The following is a 14,994-nucleotide window of genomic DNA, read 5'->3' on the forward strand; positions in this document are numbered from 1 at the left end:
AACGGTGAAACGCTCTAAGAGCCCCGACGTGTCATAGCGACCGTGAAACCGAATCGAGTCGGCCGGTGAAATAGGGCTCGAGCACGGTTTCGAAGGCCTTCAGGGCGGCGCCGATCGCCTGATGCATGTCGAGATACCGGTAGGTGCCCAGCCGTCCGCCGAGATGCAGGTTTTTCTCGGCGGCCGCCCGTTCGAGATAGCGACGGTACACCGCCTGATCCCGGCGCGTGTCGATCGGATAGTAGGGCTCGTCGGTGCGGCCGGCAAAACGCGAATACTCGCGGCCGATAAGGGTCTTGTCGCTCTTGTGCTGGCGTTCCGGATTGAAATGCCGGAATTCGACGACGCGGGTGTAGGGCACGGCTTCGTCGGCATAGTTCATGATCGCCGTGCCCTGATGATCCGGCGTGTTCATGACCTCGAGATCGATGTCGATGGTCCGCCAGCCGAGTTCGCCCTCTGAGTGGTCGAAATAGCGGTCGATCGGACCGGTGTAGACGACCGGCAGGCCTTGCGGCAGCAAGGGTTTGATATCGAAGAAGTCGACACCAAGCCGTGTTTCGATGAGCTCATGCGCGAGCATCTTTTCGAAGATCGCCGTATAGCCATCCACAGGCTGGCCCTGGAAGCGGTCATTGAAGTAGCCGTCCTCGAACGTGTAGCGGACCGGCAGGCGCGCGATGATCTGCGCCGGCAGTTCGCGCGGGTCCGTTTGCCATTGCTTGGCGGTGTAGCCCTTGATGAAAGCCTCGTAGAGCGGACGGCCGACGAGGGAGATCGCCTTCTCCTCGAGATTGGCCGGCGGACGATCGCCAAGCTCGGCGGCCTGTCCGGTAATCATGCCGCGAGCCTCGTCCGGGCTCAACCGTTTGCCGAAGAACTGGCAGATCGTGGCGAGGTTGATCGGCAGCGGATAGACCTTGTCGCGATAGGTCGAGAACGCCCGATGGCGGTAGGTCGTGAAGCCGGTGAAGGCGCGCAGATAGTTCCAGACCTCCTCGTTGGACGTGTGGAACAGATGCGGCCCGTAGCGATGGATCTCGACGCCGGTGGCGGGATCTTGTTCGGTATAGGCATTGCCGCCAATGTGCTGGCGCCGGTCGATCACCAGCACGCGCCGGCCGAGTTGCGTGGCGATGCGCTCGGCGAGCGTCGCGCCATAAAAGCCGGCGCCGACGATGAGAATGTCGGCTTTGCTGAGCAGGTTCTTGTCCATTCGTGGATCCGACGCCCTTATGGTTCGAGTATGATCTGAGCCAGGTCATCGGCTTGGACCATTGCCTGCGCGGCAGATGCCAGAGCTATGGCTGAAACTGGGTGATGACGGTTTGAGAAGGGCGGCGTATCGAGGCGGGTGATGAAGCCTGCCAGAACCTCTCAAGGAGAGCGATACGCCATGAACGAGACTATCAACATTGTTCGCCTTCGTCAGCCCGACGAAATCGATGATCCCCTGACGGATGTGCTTCGCACCGGCGCGCGCAAATTGCTGGCGCAGGCGATCGAGATGGAGGCCGAAGCGTTTCTTGCCGAGATGCGGGATCTCAAGCTTCCGGACGGACGTGACCGGCTGGTCCGGCACGGTCACGGGCCGGAGCGGAGCATCCAGACGGGGATCGGGGCGGTGCCCGTCAGCCGGGTGAAGGTCCGGGATCGCGGCGCGAACGGTGAAGCGGAGCGCATCCGTTTTTCCTCATCGATCCTGCCGAAATGGGCGCGTCGGACACGAAGTCTGGATGCGCTTCTTCCCGTTCTCTATCTGCGCGGCATTTCGACGGGCGACTTTCAGGAAGCTCTGGCAGCTCTGTTGGGCAAGGAGGCGCCGAACCTCTCACCCTCGGTGATCACGCGACTGACGGCGGAGTGGGGCATCGAATACGATCGTTGGCAAAAGCGCGATCTTTCGGCGCGCCGCTATGTGTATGTGTGGGCGGACGGGGTCTACCTGCAGGCCCGGATGGAAGATCATGCCGAATGCATGCTGGTCCTGATCGGCGCCACGCCCGAGGGCAAGAAAGAGCTGCTCGGCTTCCAGACCGGCATTCGTGAGAGCGCACAGAGCTGGCGCGAGCTGCTGGTCGACGTCAAGCGTCGTGGCCTGCAGATCGCGCCCGATCTTGCCGTCGGCGACGGCGCGCTTGGCTTCTGGAAAGCGCTCGATGAGCTCCTTCCCGGCACCAAGCACCAGCGATGCTGGGTGCACAAGACAGCCAACGTGCTCAACAAGGTGCCGAAATCGGTGCAGGCCGCCATGAAGACGGACTTGCGCGAAATCTTTTCCGCCCCGAACCGAGCCTCAGCCGAGACGGCGATTGCCGTCTTTGTCGAGAAATATGATGCGAAATACGGCAAGGCGGTCGACTGCCTGACCAAAGATCAGAATGCCTTGCTGGCGTTCTACGATTTCCCCGCCGAACATTGGGATCATCTGCGAACGTCCAATCCCATCGAGAGCGTCTTTGCGACCGTTCGCCATCGCACGGTGCGTACCAAGGGCTCACTCTCCTCGAAAACCGCCAGGCTGATGGTCTTCAAGCTGGTCATGGCCGCGGCCAGGACGTGGCGACGACTGAAAGGACAAAATCAGTTGCCTAAACTCATCGCAGGTGCAACGTTCCAGGATGGAATCGAGGTCATTGAACTGAAGCCGCAGAGCGCCGCTTGATCAGCCTCGTCACCCAAATTGCAGCATAGCTCAGATGCCAAAGTCGCCTCTTCCACTTATGCACCTGGCGAAAAGCCCTGCGGTTCAGGGCTGTTATAGCGAGCCCCTACACCAAAGCCGGATGAATGCGAAGGGCCACCAACGGGAGGGTGCCTTTTGTCTGGCATTGTCAGGCCGATGTCTTGCGCGGTGCTTTGCAACGCACCGCGAATCTGGAAACGCTGAACGATCGGCCCTAGGTTCGCCGCAGGCCTAGCCAAAACACGTGACCATTGCGGGGCAAACTCATGAAGCTGATTGTTGTGACCCCGGCAGGCCGCGAAAAGTACCTGCGCCTGCTCAGCCACCACGTTTTGAAAAGTCCCGAGGTGCATGAATGGCATCTGTGGGACAATTGCCGCAACGACGCCGACCGCGCCTATCTCCGGCGATTGGCAGCCAGCGATCCGCGCTGCAAGATAAAGACGCTTCCAAACGCCGACGGCACCATCAACGTCATCGGCAGGTTCTTTCGCTTCTGTGACGACGCCGACGCTCTCTATCTGCGCCTCGACGACGACGTGGTTTTTCTGGAGGAGGGCTTCCTCCCCAGATTCAAGGCGCGGGCCATGGCGGAAAAGGGGGCGGCCCTCTGGTATGCACCGCTCATCATCAACAATGCGGTCTGCAGCAGCCTGATCAAGAATCTTTCCAGAGTTCTGATCGAAGGGCCGCTTACTTGCCAGGCGATGTGCCCCTTTTCCTGGGCACATGCCAGCTTTCCCGAAGCGCTTCATCCAGTCTTCATCGAGGCTGTGCGGACGAACCGGCTGGGCGATTTCCGCGTGCCCGACCGGGAAGTCAGGCTGGGGCGCTTCTCGATCAACGCGATCGGGTTTTTCGGGTCGGATGTCCTGGAGATCGGCGAGCTTTTCTATCCGCCGCCGGGAAATGATGAAGAGGAATGGCTGTCAGCGACCTTGCCGGCAAAGCTCGATCGGCCAGGCAGGGTTTTCGGTGATCTCGTCGCCGCGCATTTCAGCTTCTACACACAGGAGCAGCGTCTGCTGCAGACCAGCATCCTTGACGACTACTATGCGCTCGCCGGCCTGCCGGCTCCGCTTTACGAGAAGCCGGTTGTCCGAACGAGATTGAAGGATCGTCTGAGGCCCTGGCGAAAGCCGAGGAATCGCGGGCCGGACTATCGGATTTCGCTTCCCGCCGGCGGCGGGGACTGAGGTCATCGGTCGATCGCTGTAGCGTCCACCATTCCGATCTAGGAGGCTGCGGGGCACTTGATGGAGCCTCCGAAACGCATGCTTGCGAAAAGATATTGACTATATAGTTAGTTATAATCTAGCCTCTGTCATAACCGAGTTGGCCAGCCGGCATGTGCCGGTGAATGGCCGCGAGTGGGGAATGCCTTGACAGTCGTCCAGCCCGTCATCGGGGAAGGGCGCCGCCAGGCTTGATCAGCAGGAGATGGACCGAGGCGGTCACGCAGCCGGTCCCAACAATGGGAGCACTAGAGCAGATTCGACTTACTCCGGGTCATACCCGGCTGCCTCGAAGTAGTTTCGGCATTCGGCCGGTTTGAAGGCGTCGAGGCAGTCGGCGATGACGGACCAGAGTTGATCGATGGAGCGGGCGGCTGCTTTTCTGAGTAGGGCTTTGAGCTTCGAGAACGCCATCTCGATGGGATTGAAGTCGGGCGAATATGGCGGCAGCAACAGAAGCCGTGCGCCGGTCCTTTGGATGGCCTCGCGAACGCCGGTGATCTTGTGAGCCGGCAGGTTGTCCATGACGACGATGTCGCCGGGAGAAAGTTCAGGCGCGAGCACCTGTTCGGCATAGGCCAGGAAGGCGGCGCCGTTCATCGGCCCGTCGAGCAGCATCGGTGCGGTCAGGCCGTTCAGCCGCAGTCCAGCGGTGAAGGTCGTGGTCTTCCAATGACCATGAGGAACCGGCGCACGGCAGCGTTCGCCACATTTGGCCCGCCCGCGCAGCCGCGCCATCTTGGTGGAGGCCGCAGTCTCATCAATGAAGATCAGCTTCTCGGGGTCGAGATCGAGCTGGCCGTCGAACCAGGCGCAACGGCGCGCCTTGACGTCGGGGCGCTGTTGTTCGCTGGCATGCGCCGTCTTTTTTAAACGTGACGCAGCGCCTGTCGAGAAACATCCAGATCGTCGAAGGAACCACGCGCACGCCATGCCCGGCCGCCAGCCTCTCGGCAATCTCCGCCAGAGTGATGTCGGGCGTCTCCTCGATCAGGCCGAGGATGAAGGCTTCGTGAGGATCAAGCTTCGAGCGCGACGGTTGGCCCTGCTTGCGTGCCGCCATCTCACCCGTCTCGCGATAGCGGCGATACCAGTTCCCCGCCGTAGCAATCCCGATCCGGAACCGGCGTGCTGCCTCCCGCGTCGAAACACCCTCCGATATAGCCAAAATCACCCGACCGCGAAGGTCCGCACTCAAGCTGCGTGTCATCGTCATCTCCCTGCAAATCACAGGGAAAATGAAACAGACTTCCGCCACCGCGTGAATCCCAAATGTGACTCGGCGTTCACGGAAAATGCTCTAGCATGAACTGGAAACTGACCGCGGCTGCCGTCGGGCTGTCGCTGTTCGCCGTGACAGGCGTCGCTCGCGCCGATGGCGAACTCAACATCTACAACTGGGGCAACTACACCAGTCCGGACCTCATCAAGAAGTTCGAGGAGACCTACAAGATCAAGGTCACCGTCACCGACTACGATTCCAACGACACCGCGTTGGCCAAGGTCCGTCAGGGCGCGTCCGGCTATGACATCGTGGTGCCGTCGGCCAGCGTCGTGCCGATCTGGATCAGTGAAGGTCTGCTGTTGGAGACCGACCCCAACAAGATGGAGAATTTCAAGAATGTCGATCCGCGATGGGTCGACGTCCCCTTCGATCCGGGCCGCAAATACACCGTTCCGTGGCAGTGGGGCACAACAGGCATTTCGGTGAACAAGTCGGTCTATGCCGGCGACCCGAACACCTCGGCGCTTTTCCTCGACCCACCGCCGGAGCTTGTCGGGAAGATCAATGTCGTCCCCGAAATGGGGGACATCATGTTCCTCGCCATCGCCTATGAGGGTGGCAAATACTGCACCAACGATATGCAGGTGCTGAAGAAGGTGCACGACAAGCTGGTCGAGGCGAAGGCGAAATGGCTCTCGCTAGACTATGCGGCCGTCGACGGCTTGGGCCGGGGCGACATCGCCGCCGGCGTCAACTGGAACGGCATATCGCTGCGCGAGCGGCTGCAGAACGACAAGATCGTCTACGGCTATCCCAAGGAAGGGTTTCCGATCTGGATGGACAATGTCGCCGTCCTCAAGGACGCCAAGAATGTCGAGAACGCCAAACTGTTCCAGAATTTCATCATGGATCCCAAGAATGCCGCGTTGATCTCGGCTTTCGCCCGCTACGCCAACGGCATCAAGGGCTCCGAGGCCTTTATGCCGGACGACATGAAGGCGGCGCCTGAAGTGGCAATTCCGGCCCAGTTTGCCGCCAAGGGCCAGTTCATGCCGGCCTGTCCATCGGATGTGCAGGCGCTCTACACGAAAATCTGGACCGACCTCCAGAAATAGCGCCACCGATCCATCGAACAGCCACCGGACCGCGACGCGCGGTCCGGCAACCCTTCATGCCAGATGCGGTCTCGCGATCGCAGGAGATTTCCGATGTCCGATCTCGACCTTTGCTACATGCCGGCCCATGGGGCGCTGCGGCTGTTCAAGGCGAAGAAACTGTCGCCCGTCGAATTGATGCAGGCCACCATTCGCCGCGCCGAAGCGACCAAATCGGCGATCAACTGCTTCACCTTCACGCATTTCGAAGAGGCGATGAAGCTGGCCGCCAAGGCCGAGGCGAAATACGCCAGGGGCGCCAGGACCGGCGCGCTTGAGGGGTTGCCGATCGGCATCAAGGACGAGAGCTACATCAAGGGCAAGCCGACATCGCACGGCTCACTGCTGTCCAGGGATGCCATAGGTGGCCATACCTCGACGATGAACGAGCGCATCATGAAGGCCGGCGGCATCGTGCATGCCCGCACGGCGACGCCTGAATTCAGCTGCGCCGGCTACACCTGGTCGAAGCGGTGGGGCGTCACCCGCAATCCCTGGAATCCGGATTTCACGCCGGGCGGTTCGTCGGGTGGCGCTGCCGCTACCTTGGCTTCCGGCACGTCGTCGATCGCCACAGGTTCGGACATTGCCGGATCGATCCGCATTCCGGCCTCGGCCTGCGGTCTTGTCGGCTTCAAGCCGCCTTACGGCCGCAATCCCGACGAGCCGCCCTTCAACCTCGATTTCTACTGCCACACCGGACCGCTGGCGCGAAACGTCAGGGATGCGATCCTGCTGCAGAATGTCATGGCCGGACCGAGCCCGCTCGACATCGCCACGCTGCGTCCCAAACTGCGCCTGCCGCTCGATTACAAGCCGATCAAAGGCTGGAGAATAGCCTTTTCCATGGATCTCGGTTCCTTCGAGGTCGACCCGGACGTGCGGAAGAACACGCTTGCCGCCTGCGATGTGTTTCGTTCGCTTGGAGCCACGGTCGAGGAAGTCGACCTTGGCTGGGATGACGGGGTGCTCAAGGCCGGAATGGCCTATCTCGAGCACCTGTTCGGCGCGTCGCTGTCGCAACTTCTTGCGGAGCACAGCAGCGACATGACCAGCTATGCCAGGCGGTTTGCCGAGGACGGGCAAAAGTCCAAAGCCACCGATTTTGTCGCGACGCTCGATGTGGCAGCCAGGATGTACCACACGCTCGGCCCGCTGCTGGAGACCTATGATGTGCTGATCTGCCCGACAAACGCGCTGCCCGCGGTGCCGGCGGAGTTCGACCAGACCAGGGACACGGTTGAGATCAATGGCAAGGAGGTCAACCCCTCGCTGGGCTGGGTGATGACGACGCCGTTCAATATGCTGAGCCGTTGCCCGGTTCTCTCGATCCCGTCGGGCCGTGCGGCCAGCGGCGTGCCGACAGGCATCCAGATCGTCGGCCGCACCTACAGCGATGCCGATGTCTTCCGAGCCGGACTGGCCTATGAAACGGCTCGGGGGCAATGGTATGGAAACACGGGGACACGTCCGTCGCTCTGATCGATTTCCGGAGTGAGGCGCGCGTGCCATTTGCCGAAATAGCTTATGCGGCGGGATATGTCCGCCGCGGGTCCGAAAGTCCTGACGAAATGGCGCAACGCAAGGCCACCGCAAAGCCGGAGAAACGCAAGGCCGCGACGACGAAGGGCGCGGCAAACGATGCCGCGCCGCCCAAGGATCGCCGGCGCGAGCGCGGCGAAGCCAGCGTGCAGCGCATCATCGACGCCACCATCGAGCTCATCGCGGAGGAGGGCCTGGCGAGCCTCACCATGCAGCGCATCGCCGAACATGTCGGCTCGTCCAACGCGCTGGTGGTCTTTCATTTCCGCAGCAAGGAGAACCTGTTCCGGGCCGTGCTGCAATATCTCAGCGATCAATACGATGCGCTGTGGATTACCCTGGTGCGGGCGCCCGGCCTGTCGCCGGTCGAAAGGCTGTTGGGTGCCGTCGATTGTGCACAGCGTTTCGCCCGGCAGCATCCGCAATGGGTGTCAGTCTTCGTCGTATTCTCCAGCGATCGCAAGAGCATGCAGATCTACAATGAAATCGGCCTGCCGAGCGATCTCGCCTACACCGCAGAAGCGCGCGAGCTGCTGGTCGAGATTTCGCGCGGCGGCGGCTATACCGGCGTCGACATCGACACCTTGTCGGAGAGCCTGAACTATCTGGTTCACGGCGCCTGGTACTGGGACCATCTGAACCCTTCGAGCCGTGACACCAATGTGCTGCGCAAGACCATGCTGCTCCTGCTGCACCAGGCATTTCCGCGGCATTTCGAATTGATGCCGTAGCTTGTTCTCAGGGGCGCTGCCGCAGGTGGCAGCCGGCTTGGCGCTTCTGCGCCAGGTACTCGTCGATCAGCTGGCCGTAGCGCACCTTGCCGAAGCTCGGAAAATGGCCGCCATGCACGACCGAGACCTCGAGGTCACGCATGGCGAGCAGCGTCTCGACATAGTCCGACATATCCGAATGGTAGACGTCGTCGATCAGCGGGCCGTCATAGATGATGTCGCCGGACAGCAGGATGCCGGTCTTCTCCTCGTAGAGCGCGATGCCGCCGGGTGAATGGCCAGGCGTGTGGATCACTTCGAAAGCGCGGTCGCCAAGATCGACGACGTCGCCATGGTCAAGCAGGCGGTCGGCCGGGGCGGGCAGGATCCGGTAGCGGGACGAGTCCCAGCCTTGCGGCAATCGATCGAACATATCGTCGGTCGCATAGCGGTCGGCCACCGTCCATTCGTTGCGCGGATTGGCGAGGATGTCTGCCTCGGCCCTGTGCACGCAACGGTCGGGAAATTCGTGATGGCAGCCGATATGGTCGAAATGCGTATGGCTGGCGACACAGGTCAGCTTTCGCTCGCTCACCAAAGGCACGTGTCTGCGGAGGCTGAAATGACCGAGGCCGCTGTCGAACAGGAGATCGCGGTCGCGGCCGCGCACGTGCCAGATGTTGCAGCGGAAGAAGGGTTTGATCCATGGCTCGTGGATCAGCGTGACGCCGTCGGCCATGCGGATGGTCTCGTACCAGTCTGCTGCGCCGATGACCGGAAGGGATGCCATTTCAGTCCGTCAAAACGATGATCTGGTCGGTATCGCACGAAACGGCAACCGTGTCGCCGGGCTGGACGGTGGCTGAAGCGGGCAGCTTGGCGATGAACTGCAGCGAGGGATCTTCGGCGAAAACGGCAAGCACGCGCTTGAAACTGCCCTGGAAGACGACGTCGCTCACTTTAGCCATGCCGAGACTTGCGGTGCCCGCGGCCCCACCGAGGAGGAGATGCTCCGGCCGGACGGCCAGTGCAACAGCCGAACCCACGGGCAAAGCGCTGGGCACAAGCACCGGTCCGGCCGGCGTCGAGACTGTGCTCGTCCTGTCCTTGGCCTGCGTGACCGTGCCGGCAAGGATCGTGCTTTCGCCCATGAAGGTCGCCGAAAAACGCGTCGCCGGCCTGGCATAGACTCGCTCGGGCGGTCCTTCGTCCTCGATGCGGCCGTCATTCATCACCACGCAATGGTCGGCCAGCGCCATCGCCTCTTCCTGGTCGTGGGTGACATGGATGAAGGCGGTGCCGACGCGCTTCTGGATCGCCTTCAGCTCGTCCTGCATCTGCCGGCGCAATTTGAGATCGAGCGCGCCGAGCGGCTCGTCGAGCAGAAGCACGGCAGGCTCGATGACCAGCGCCCGCGCCAGCGCCACGCGCTGCCGCTGGCCACCGGAAAGCTGGTGCGGCTTCTTGTCGAAGGCCGAGGCGAGGCCAACCAGCGCCAGCGCCTCGCGCGCCTTTGCAGCGCGCGTTGCACCATCGACGCCTTGCATGCGCAGCCCAAAGCCGACATTGCCGCCGACGCTCATATGCGGAAACAGCGCATAGTCCTGGAACACGGTCGTCGTCGGCCGCCTGGCCGGCGGCACCGCGGTGCAATCCTCGCCGCGGATGAACACCTTGCCTTCGCTGGGCGTGACGAAGCCGCCCAGGATGGACAACAGCGTCGTCTTGCCGGAACCCGACGGCCCGAGCAGGATCGTGTAGCTGCCGGGCTCGATCCGCAGCGAGACGTCTTTCAGCACGGCCAGCTGCCCGAAACGATGCGAGACAGCGCGGATATCGACGAGGGGCGCGGTCATGGCTTTCTCCGGCGCAGCAATGTCAGTTCGAACAGCACGACCAGCACGATGGAGACGGCGAAGACCAGCGAACCGACCGCGTTGGTTTTCGGGTTGAGGCCGGAGCGCAGCAGGTTCCAGATTTCCACCGGCAGCGTGGTGTCGAAGCGGGTGAGCAGGAAGGAGATCACGAATTCGTCCCAGGAGAAGGTCATCGACAGGAAGAAGCCGGCGAAGATGGCCGGCGCCATGACCGGCACGGTGATCAAGAGTAGCACCTTCCATTCCGGCGCCCCGAGATCGCGCGCGGCGCGCTCGATGTTGATCTGGTGATCGCCCATCTGGCTGTAGATGATGGCGAAGCAGAGCGGCAGGTTGATCACGACGTGGCCGATTCCGGCCGCGAGCAGCGATTTCGGCACGCCGGCCCAGTTGAACAGCACCAAAAGCCCCATGCCGATGATGAGATAGCTGACCGTCAGCGGCAGTGTGATCAAACCGCGCAGCAGGCCCGAGCCCGGCAGCACGAAGCGGGCAAAGCCCCAGGCCGAGAGGAAGCCGAGCGTGACGGCGGTGGCCGAGGAGATCGATGCCACCAGCAGAGAATTGACCAGCGCCGAGGTTAGCCGCGCGTCGGAGAGCACCGCCTCGTACCAGCGCAGCGACGGCCCGGTGAAGGGTGGGATCGGAAACGACGTTGCCTGCAGCGAAAACAGCACCAGCACCACCACCGGCAGGAAGATGAAGCCGTAGACGGCAAGCGCGTAGAGCCAGGAAGCGACACGGACAATCCTGCGCATCTCAGGCCCGCTCGATCTTCAGCCAGCGGGCGCAGGCGAGGTAGGCGACGGTAACCACCGCCATCAGGATGATCGACAGCGCCGAGGCCAGCGGAAAATCGCCACGCCGGCCGATCTGCATCATCACCAGCTGCGGCATCAGAAGCTCGTTGTTGCCGCCAAGGATCTGCGGCGTGATGTAGTCGCCGATGCACAGCACGAAGGTCAGGAAGGCGCCGACCATGATGCCGGGCAAGGTCAGCGGCAGGACGACATGCAGGAAGGTGCGCACCGGTCCGGCGCCGAGATCGGCGGCCGCCTTGCGGTAGCTCGGACTGAGCTGCTTAAGGTTGGCGAAGATGGTCAGCGTCAGCAGCATGACGAAGAAGTGCACGAAGCCGGTGACGGTGGCTAGCCGCGTGTTGGCGAGCTGCAGTGGCTCGGTGATCAGGCCTGAACCGGTCAGCGCGCGGTTGATGACGCCATTCTGCGCCAGCACCAGCAGCCAGGAATAGGAGCGCACGACATAGGACGTCCAGAACGGCAGCACGGCCAGCATCAGCGCCAGCCGCTGCCAGCGTTCCGGCACCTGTTCGGCGAGGATCCAGGCGAAGGGATAGGCGAGCAGCACCGAAACCAGGGTGACGATTGCCGTCACCTCCAGCGAGTTGACCATCGCCTGCCAATAGGAGGGGTTGGTGAAGAACTGACTGTAGTTGGTCAGCGTGAAGCCGCCGCCCTCATGCGCCGTGAGGCTCGAAAACCCCATGGCGATGAAGGGCAGCACGAAGAACAGCAACGTCCAGCCGAGCGCCGGCGTGACCAGCGCCCAGGGCAAGGCGCGCCCGCCGTTCCCGGTTGAGCTCACCAGCGGCTACCGATCACTTCGCCTGCAGCATTTCGGTCCACATATCCTGCATCTTCTTGTCGAGATCGGCATTCGGCGCCGGATAGGCTTGCGCACGGGCAAGGAAGCCTGGCTGCTCGTCGAAACGCAGGACCTTCTTCTGGTCGTCGGTGAGTGCCGCCTTGGTGTTGGCCGGCATGCCCCAATAGCAAGACGAGGTGGCAAGCCGCGCCTGGCCTTCGGGGCTCATAATGTACTGGATGAATTTCAGCGCCAGATCCTTGTTCTTGGAATCCTTGAACATGGCCAGCGACTGCGACCACAGTACCGCACCTTCCTTGGGGATGGAGAAGTCCAGCGCCGGGTTCTCCTTGGCCAGCCCCGCCGTCACCCACTCGCCGCCGCCGACCAGAATATCGACCTCGCCGGTGGCAAGCGCGGTCTGGCTAGCGGTGACTTCGCCGACCAGCTTGGCGTTGGCCTTCATCTTGAGAAGCTCTTCCTTCAAAGCGGGAAGGTCGGCTTCGGTCAGCTCCGAAGTCTTCTTGCCGATAGCCAGGGCCGCCATGCCGATGACGGGCAGGTAATAGTCGTAGATGGCGACCTTGCCCTTGTATTTGTCGCTGGTCAGCGACGCCAGGGACTGCATGTCGGCCGGATCGACCTTGGTCTTGTTGAAGCCGATCGTGTTGTAGCCGAACTTTTCGGTGATGCCGTAGCGCTTGCCGCCGACGACGGTTGAGCCGTCCATCTTCACTTGCGGGAACAGGTCGGCGAAGGGCAGCTTGTCTTCCGGCAGCGGCTCGAACAGGCCCTTTTCGACGCCGCGCGGCACGTCGATGCTGTCAATCACCATCACGTCCCAATCGCCGGGTTGCGACTGTTCGACGATGGCCAGCCCGGCGCCGGTGCCTTCGAATTCCTTGACGTTGACCTTGACATTGTTGGCTTCCTCGAACGGCTGCAGCAGCGCCGGATCGGAATGGTCGCACCAGATCAGCGCGTTGAGATCGGCGGCCTCGGCGAGGCTGCCCGCGCCAAGCAGCAGTGCCGTGGCGGCGCAGGCGGCGCGCAGATGGCGCTTCAGGATGGAAAGCGGATTCCCGGATGCGGATTTGACGGACATCGAGTGTTCTCCCTTGCCTTTGTGGCTTCTTGCAAAAAGTTGAACCAATTCTAAAATTGAGTCAATTCTGTTTTTGTGGCAAGAGGCTGATATGAGCGGATTGCGGGCAAGGCAAAAGGCGGACCGGCACAGGCGCATCATCGAGGCGGCGGCAGCGCTTTTCCGCGAGGCCGGCTATGAAGGCGCCAAGATCGAGGCGATCGCCGCGCAGGCGGGAAGTGTCGATCGGCACGATCTACAATTACTATGAGAACAAGGGCGACATTCTCGGCGCCATCGTCTCGCTGGAAGTCAACGAGGTGCTGAATGCCGGGCGCGGCGTCGTCGCCAGGCCGCCGGCCAATGTCGGCGATGCGCTGGACACGCTGATCGGCATCTATATCGAGCACTCGCTGCATTATCTCAGCAAGGAGATGTGGCGGCAGGCGATGGCGATCTCGACGCAATTGCCCGACAGCCCGTTCGGCCAGGCTTATACGGCGCTCGACCGCTCACTGACAGAACAGATCCGCGCGCTGATCGCCCGGCTGCAGGAAATTGGCCTGGTGCGGCAGGACATCGATGGCGCGGCGCTCGGCGAGCTGATCTTCAACAACATGAACATGATGTTCATCGAATTCGTGAAGCGCGACGAGGCGAAGATAGCGGAGTTGCGTGCGGCAATACGCCGGCAGAACCGGATATTGGTGGCGGCGATCGGACGCGAAAGAGGTGAGACCGCAGCTATGTGAAAGAACCGAGCCCGAGACTGGCGCGGTCGCGGTCATTTTTCGTTGACTGGTAGTCTGAATACTGCAGCAAAATCATTCAGCTTTAGGTCGCGGGGACCGGCAACAAAAGCTGCGTAATCTCCAGATTCGAGCTTTAGAGGCGGTGGATACTTCAAGGCTGCCTGGGCCATGTATTTGTCTAGCGCCGGGACTTGACCTTCGATCCAAGGTGAAATCGTGCCTGCGGGGTTTCGAGCCGCAAGCTCAGCGTCACTCACTACCGAAAATAGCCCCAACGTTTCGCGCGGCACGTCAAAGTCCTTCTTCATCGCCGTTCTAAGGTATTCCAAATACTCATTTCCGCGCTCGGTGTTAGGGGCGATCGGCTGGTCATTGACAATGTCAAGCACCCGGCCGTCAGTAGTCTCCAGAGTCCGGACCATCGCAGCGAACTTCGCCAACGCAATGACTCGGGTTTGCGAGTTAACATCATTGAGCGCTTCCTTCTGCCCTGCAGGTCCCTTGTTGCAGGGGCTAGGTGGTTTGACTGAGGGATCAACGGACCAATAGTCCAAGCCAAAAAAGCGCACGGCGACCCAAAAAATGTTTGCCTTCGTCTCACTAACGCCAAGCGAGCGCATCCCAAACCAAAATGTGTTTTGAGTAGAATAGTACTCCCGAGCCTTTGAGCAGGAATAGTAATCGTGAATAATTGCAGCATTAAGGTATAGGCCGGAGTACGTATCGCCGACAAAAGTCCAGAATTCCCAGGGGATACTGGCGCCATCCGTTGCCTCGCCTGCCGGTGCGACCCACTCCAAACCATTGGGATCCAAGTATCTAAACGGCTTGTCCAGTCGAAAATATGTACGATCTGGGCCGTTGATGAATTCACCATGGGGATTGTCTGGAAATCTTCCAAATTCTTGGCCGTTGGCACCACCAACCATCATTACCAAGCACACGGCAGAAAAAGCGGTTCTTTTCATTCACCCCTCCCAGCGCGTCCAAATCCATGCAGTGGATTTCAGTTGGACTCTCCGAGTTTCGCAGGAAATTGTCGGAAATCAATAGTGGCAACTAGTTAGTCTATTTCTTACCCTTGTGAGCATCGGGTCAAACGCGGCAGCAGGGACGACGTTCGT

The 14,994-nt window shown here is 61.3% G+C and carries 13 protein-coding genes and 1 pseudogene; 6 read left to right on the forward strand and 8 right to left on the reverse strand.

Annotated elements, in window-relative coordinates; translation table 11 throughout:
• Nucleotides 1–31 precede the first annotated feature (31 nt).
• Nucleotides 32–1,216, reverse strand: coding sequence for a UDP-galactopyranose mutase (gene glf, locus HB778_RS28710; protein ID WP_183458842.1), 1,185 nt, complete (start codon nt 1,214–1,216; stop codon nt 32–34).
• Between the two features lie 180 nt (nt 1,217–1,396).
• On the opposite strand from glf, the gene HB778_RS28715 reads away from it, so the two are divergent.
• On the forward strand, nt 1,397–2,665 hold the full coding sequence (locus HB778_RS28715; protein WP_183457400.1) for an IS256 family transposase: 1,269 nt from the start codon (nt 1,397–1,399) through the stop codon (nt 2,663–2,665).
• A gap of 287 nt (nt 2,666–2,952) precedes the next feature.
• Nucleotides 2,953–3,882 (forward strand): glycosyltransferase, encoded by a 930-nt coding sequence (locus tag HB778_RS28720; protein WP_183458844.1) that lies wholly within the window; start codon nt 2,953–2,955, stop codon nt 3,880–3,882.
• A gap of 303 nt (nt 3,883–4,185) precedes the next feature.
• On the opposite strand, the gene HB778_RS28725 is transcribed toward HB778_RS28720, so the two are convergent.
• Nucleotides 4,186–5,131, reverse strand: a protein-coding gene (locus HB778_RS28725) for an IS630 family transposase (protein ID WP_183465598.1) whose coding sequence is annotated in 2 segments (ribosomal slippage) — nt 4,186–4,792 and nt 4,791–5,131 — 948 coding nt in all. Because the reading frame shifts where the segments join, the coding sequence is not laid out codon by codon here.
• 95 nt (nt 5,132–5,226) lie between these two features.
• On the opposite strand from HB778_RS28725, the gene HB778_RS28730 reads away from it, so the two are divergent.
• The 3 genes from HB778_RS28730 to HB778_RS28740 all read left to right on the forward strand — a co-directional run bounded on the left by HB778_RS28730 (nt 5,227) and on the right by HB778_RS28740 (nt 8,573).
• On the forward strand, nt 5,227–6,261 hold the full coding sequence (locus HB778_RS28730) for an extracellular solute-binding protein (RefSeq protein WP_183458846.1): 1,035 nt from the start codon (nt 5,227–5,229) through the stop codon (nt 6,259–6,261).
• A 93-nt stretch (nt 6,262–6,354) separates the two neighbouring features.
• On the forward strand, nt 6,355–7,782 hold the full coding sequence (locus HB778_RS28735) for an amidase (RefSeq protein ID WP_183458848.1): 1,428 nt from the start codon (nt 6,355–6,357) through the stop codon (nt 7,780–7,782).
• Between the two features lie 89 nt (nt 7,783–7,871).
• Nucleotides 7,872–8,573, forward strand: coding sequence for a TetR/AcrR family transcriptional regulator (locus HB778_RS28740; protein ID WP_183458850.1), 702 nt, complete (start codon nt 7,872–7,874; stop codon nt 8,571–8,573).
• A gap of 7 nt (nt 8,574–8,580) precedes the next feature.
• On the opposite strand, the gene HB778_RS28745 is transcribed toward HB778_RS28740, so the two are convergent.
• From HB778_RS28745 to HB778_RS28765, 5 genes are read right to left on the reverse strand one after another with little or no spacing between them, the layout of a single operon-like run.
• Nucleotides 8,581–9,342, reverse strand: a complete 762-nt coding sequence (locus HB778_RS28745; protein WP_183458852.1) for an MBL fold metallo-hydrolase — start codon at nt 9,340–9,342, stop codon at nt 8,581–8,583.
• A 1-nt stretch (nt 9,343) separates the two neighbouring features.
• On the reverse strand, nt 9,344–10,408 hold the full coding sequence (locus HB778_RS28750) for an ABC transporter ATP-binding protein (RefSeq protein ID WP_183458854.1): 1,065 nt from the start codon (nt 10,406–10,408) through the stop codon (nt 9,344–9,346).
• Entirely contained in the window at nt 10,405–11,187 is a 783-nt protein-coding gene (locus HB778_RS28755) for an ABC transporter permease (protein WP_183458856.1), read from the reverse strand. Before HB778_RS28755 ends, HB778_RS28750 begins: the two co-directional genes overlap by 4 nt.
• A gap of 1 nt (nt 11,188) precedes the next feature.
• Complete coding sequence (locus tag HB778_RS28760; protein ID WP_183458857.1) at nt 11,189–12,034, reverse strand: ABC transporter permease; 846 nt, start codon at nt 12,032–12,034, stop codon at nt 11,189–11,191.
• A 13-nt stretch (nt 12,035–12,047) separates the two neighbouring features.
• Entirely contained in the window at nt 12,048–13,139 is a 1,092-nt protein-coding gene (locus tag HB778_RS28765; protein ID WP_183458858.1) for a polyamine ABC transporter substrate-binding protein, read from the reverse strand.
• Nucleotides 13,140–13,230: 91 nt separating this feature from the next.
• Here HB778_RS28765 and HB778_RS28770 point away from each other — a divergent pair.
• Nucleotides 13,231–13,870, forward strand: a pseudogene (locus HB778_RS28770) (TetR/AcrR family transcriptional regulator).
• Between the two features lie 32 nt (nt 13,871–13,902).
• Here the strand turns inward: HB778_RS28770 and HB778_RS28775 are convergent.
• Entirely contained in the window at nt 13,903–14,838 is a 936-nt protein-coding gene (locus tag HB778_RS28775) for a DUF1353 domain-containing protein (protein WP_183458859.1), read from the reverse strand.
• Between the last annotated feature and the right edge of the window lie 156 nt (nt 14,839–14,994).

The organism is Mesorhizobium huakuii (assembly GCF_014189455.1).
Taxonomy (GTDB): Bacteria; Pseudomonadota; Alphaproteobacteria; order Rhizobiales; family Rhizobiaceae; genus Mesorhizobium; species Mesorhizobium huakuii_A.

What these genes read in the sequence shown, in the direction of transcription:
- HB778_RS28765 (WP_183458858.1), bottom strand. Translation starts at nt 13,139, where the DNA reads ATGTCCGTCAAATCCGCATCCGGGAATCCGCTTTCCATCCTGAAGCGC.
- HB778_RS28755 (WP_183458856.1), bottom strand. Translation starts at nt 11,187, where the DNA reads ATGCGCAGGATTGTCCGTGTCGCTTCCTGGCTCTACGCGCTTGCCGTC.
- HB778_RS28720 (WP_183458844.1), top strand. Translation starts at nt 2,953, where the DNA reads ATGAAGCTGATTGTTGTGACCCCGGCAGGCCGCGAAAAGTACCTGCGC.
- HB778_RS28740 (WP_183458850.1), top strand. Translation starts at nt 7,872, where the DNA reads ATGGCGCAACGCAAGGCCACCGCAAAGCCGGAGAAACGCAAGGCCGCG.
- glf (WP_183458842.1), bottom strand. Translation starts at nt 1,216, where the DNA reads ATGGACAAGAACCTGCTCAGCAAAGCCGACATTCTCATCGTCGGCGCC.
- HB778_RS28735 (WP_183458848.1), top strand. Translation starts at nt 6,355, where the DNA reads ATGTCCGATCTCGACCTTTGCTACATGCCGGCCCATGGGGCGCTGCGG.
- HB778_RS28745 (WP_183458852.1), bottom strand. Translation starts at nt 9,342, where the DNA reads ATGGCATCCCTTCCGGTCATCGGCGCAGCAGACTGGTACGAGACCATC.
- HB778_RS28715 (WP_183457400.1), top strand. Translation starts at nt 1,397, where the DNA reads ATGAACGAGACTATCAACATTGTTCGCCTTCGTCAGCCCGACGAAATC.
- HB778_RS28750 (WP_183458854.1), bottom strand. Translation starts at nt 10,408, where the DNA reads ATGACCGCGCCCCTCGTCGATATCCGCGCTGTCTCGCATCGTTTCGGG.
- HB778_RS28775 (WP_183458859.1), bottom strand. Translation starts at nt 14,838, where the DNA reads ATGAAAAGAACCGCTTTTTCTGCCGTGTGCTTGGTAATGATGGTTGGT.
- HB778_RS28730 (WP_183458846.1), top strand. Translation starts at nt 5,227, where the DNA reads ATGAACTGGAAACTGACCGCGGCTGCCGTCGGGCTGTCGCTGTTCGCC.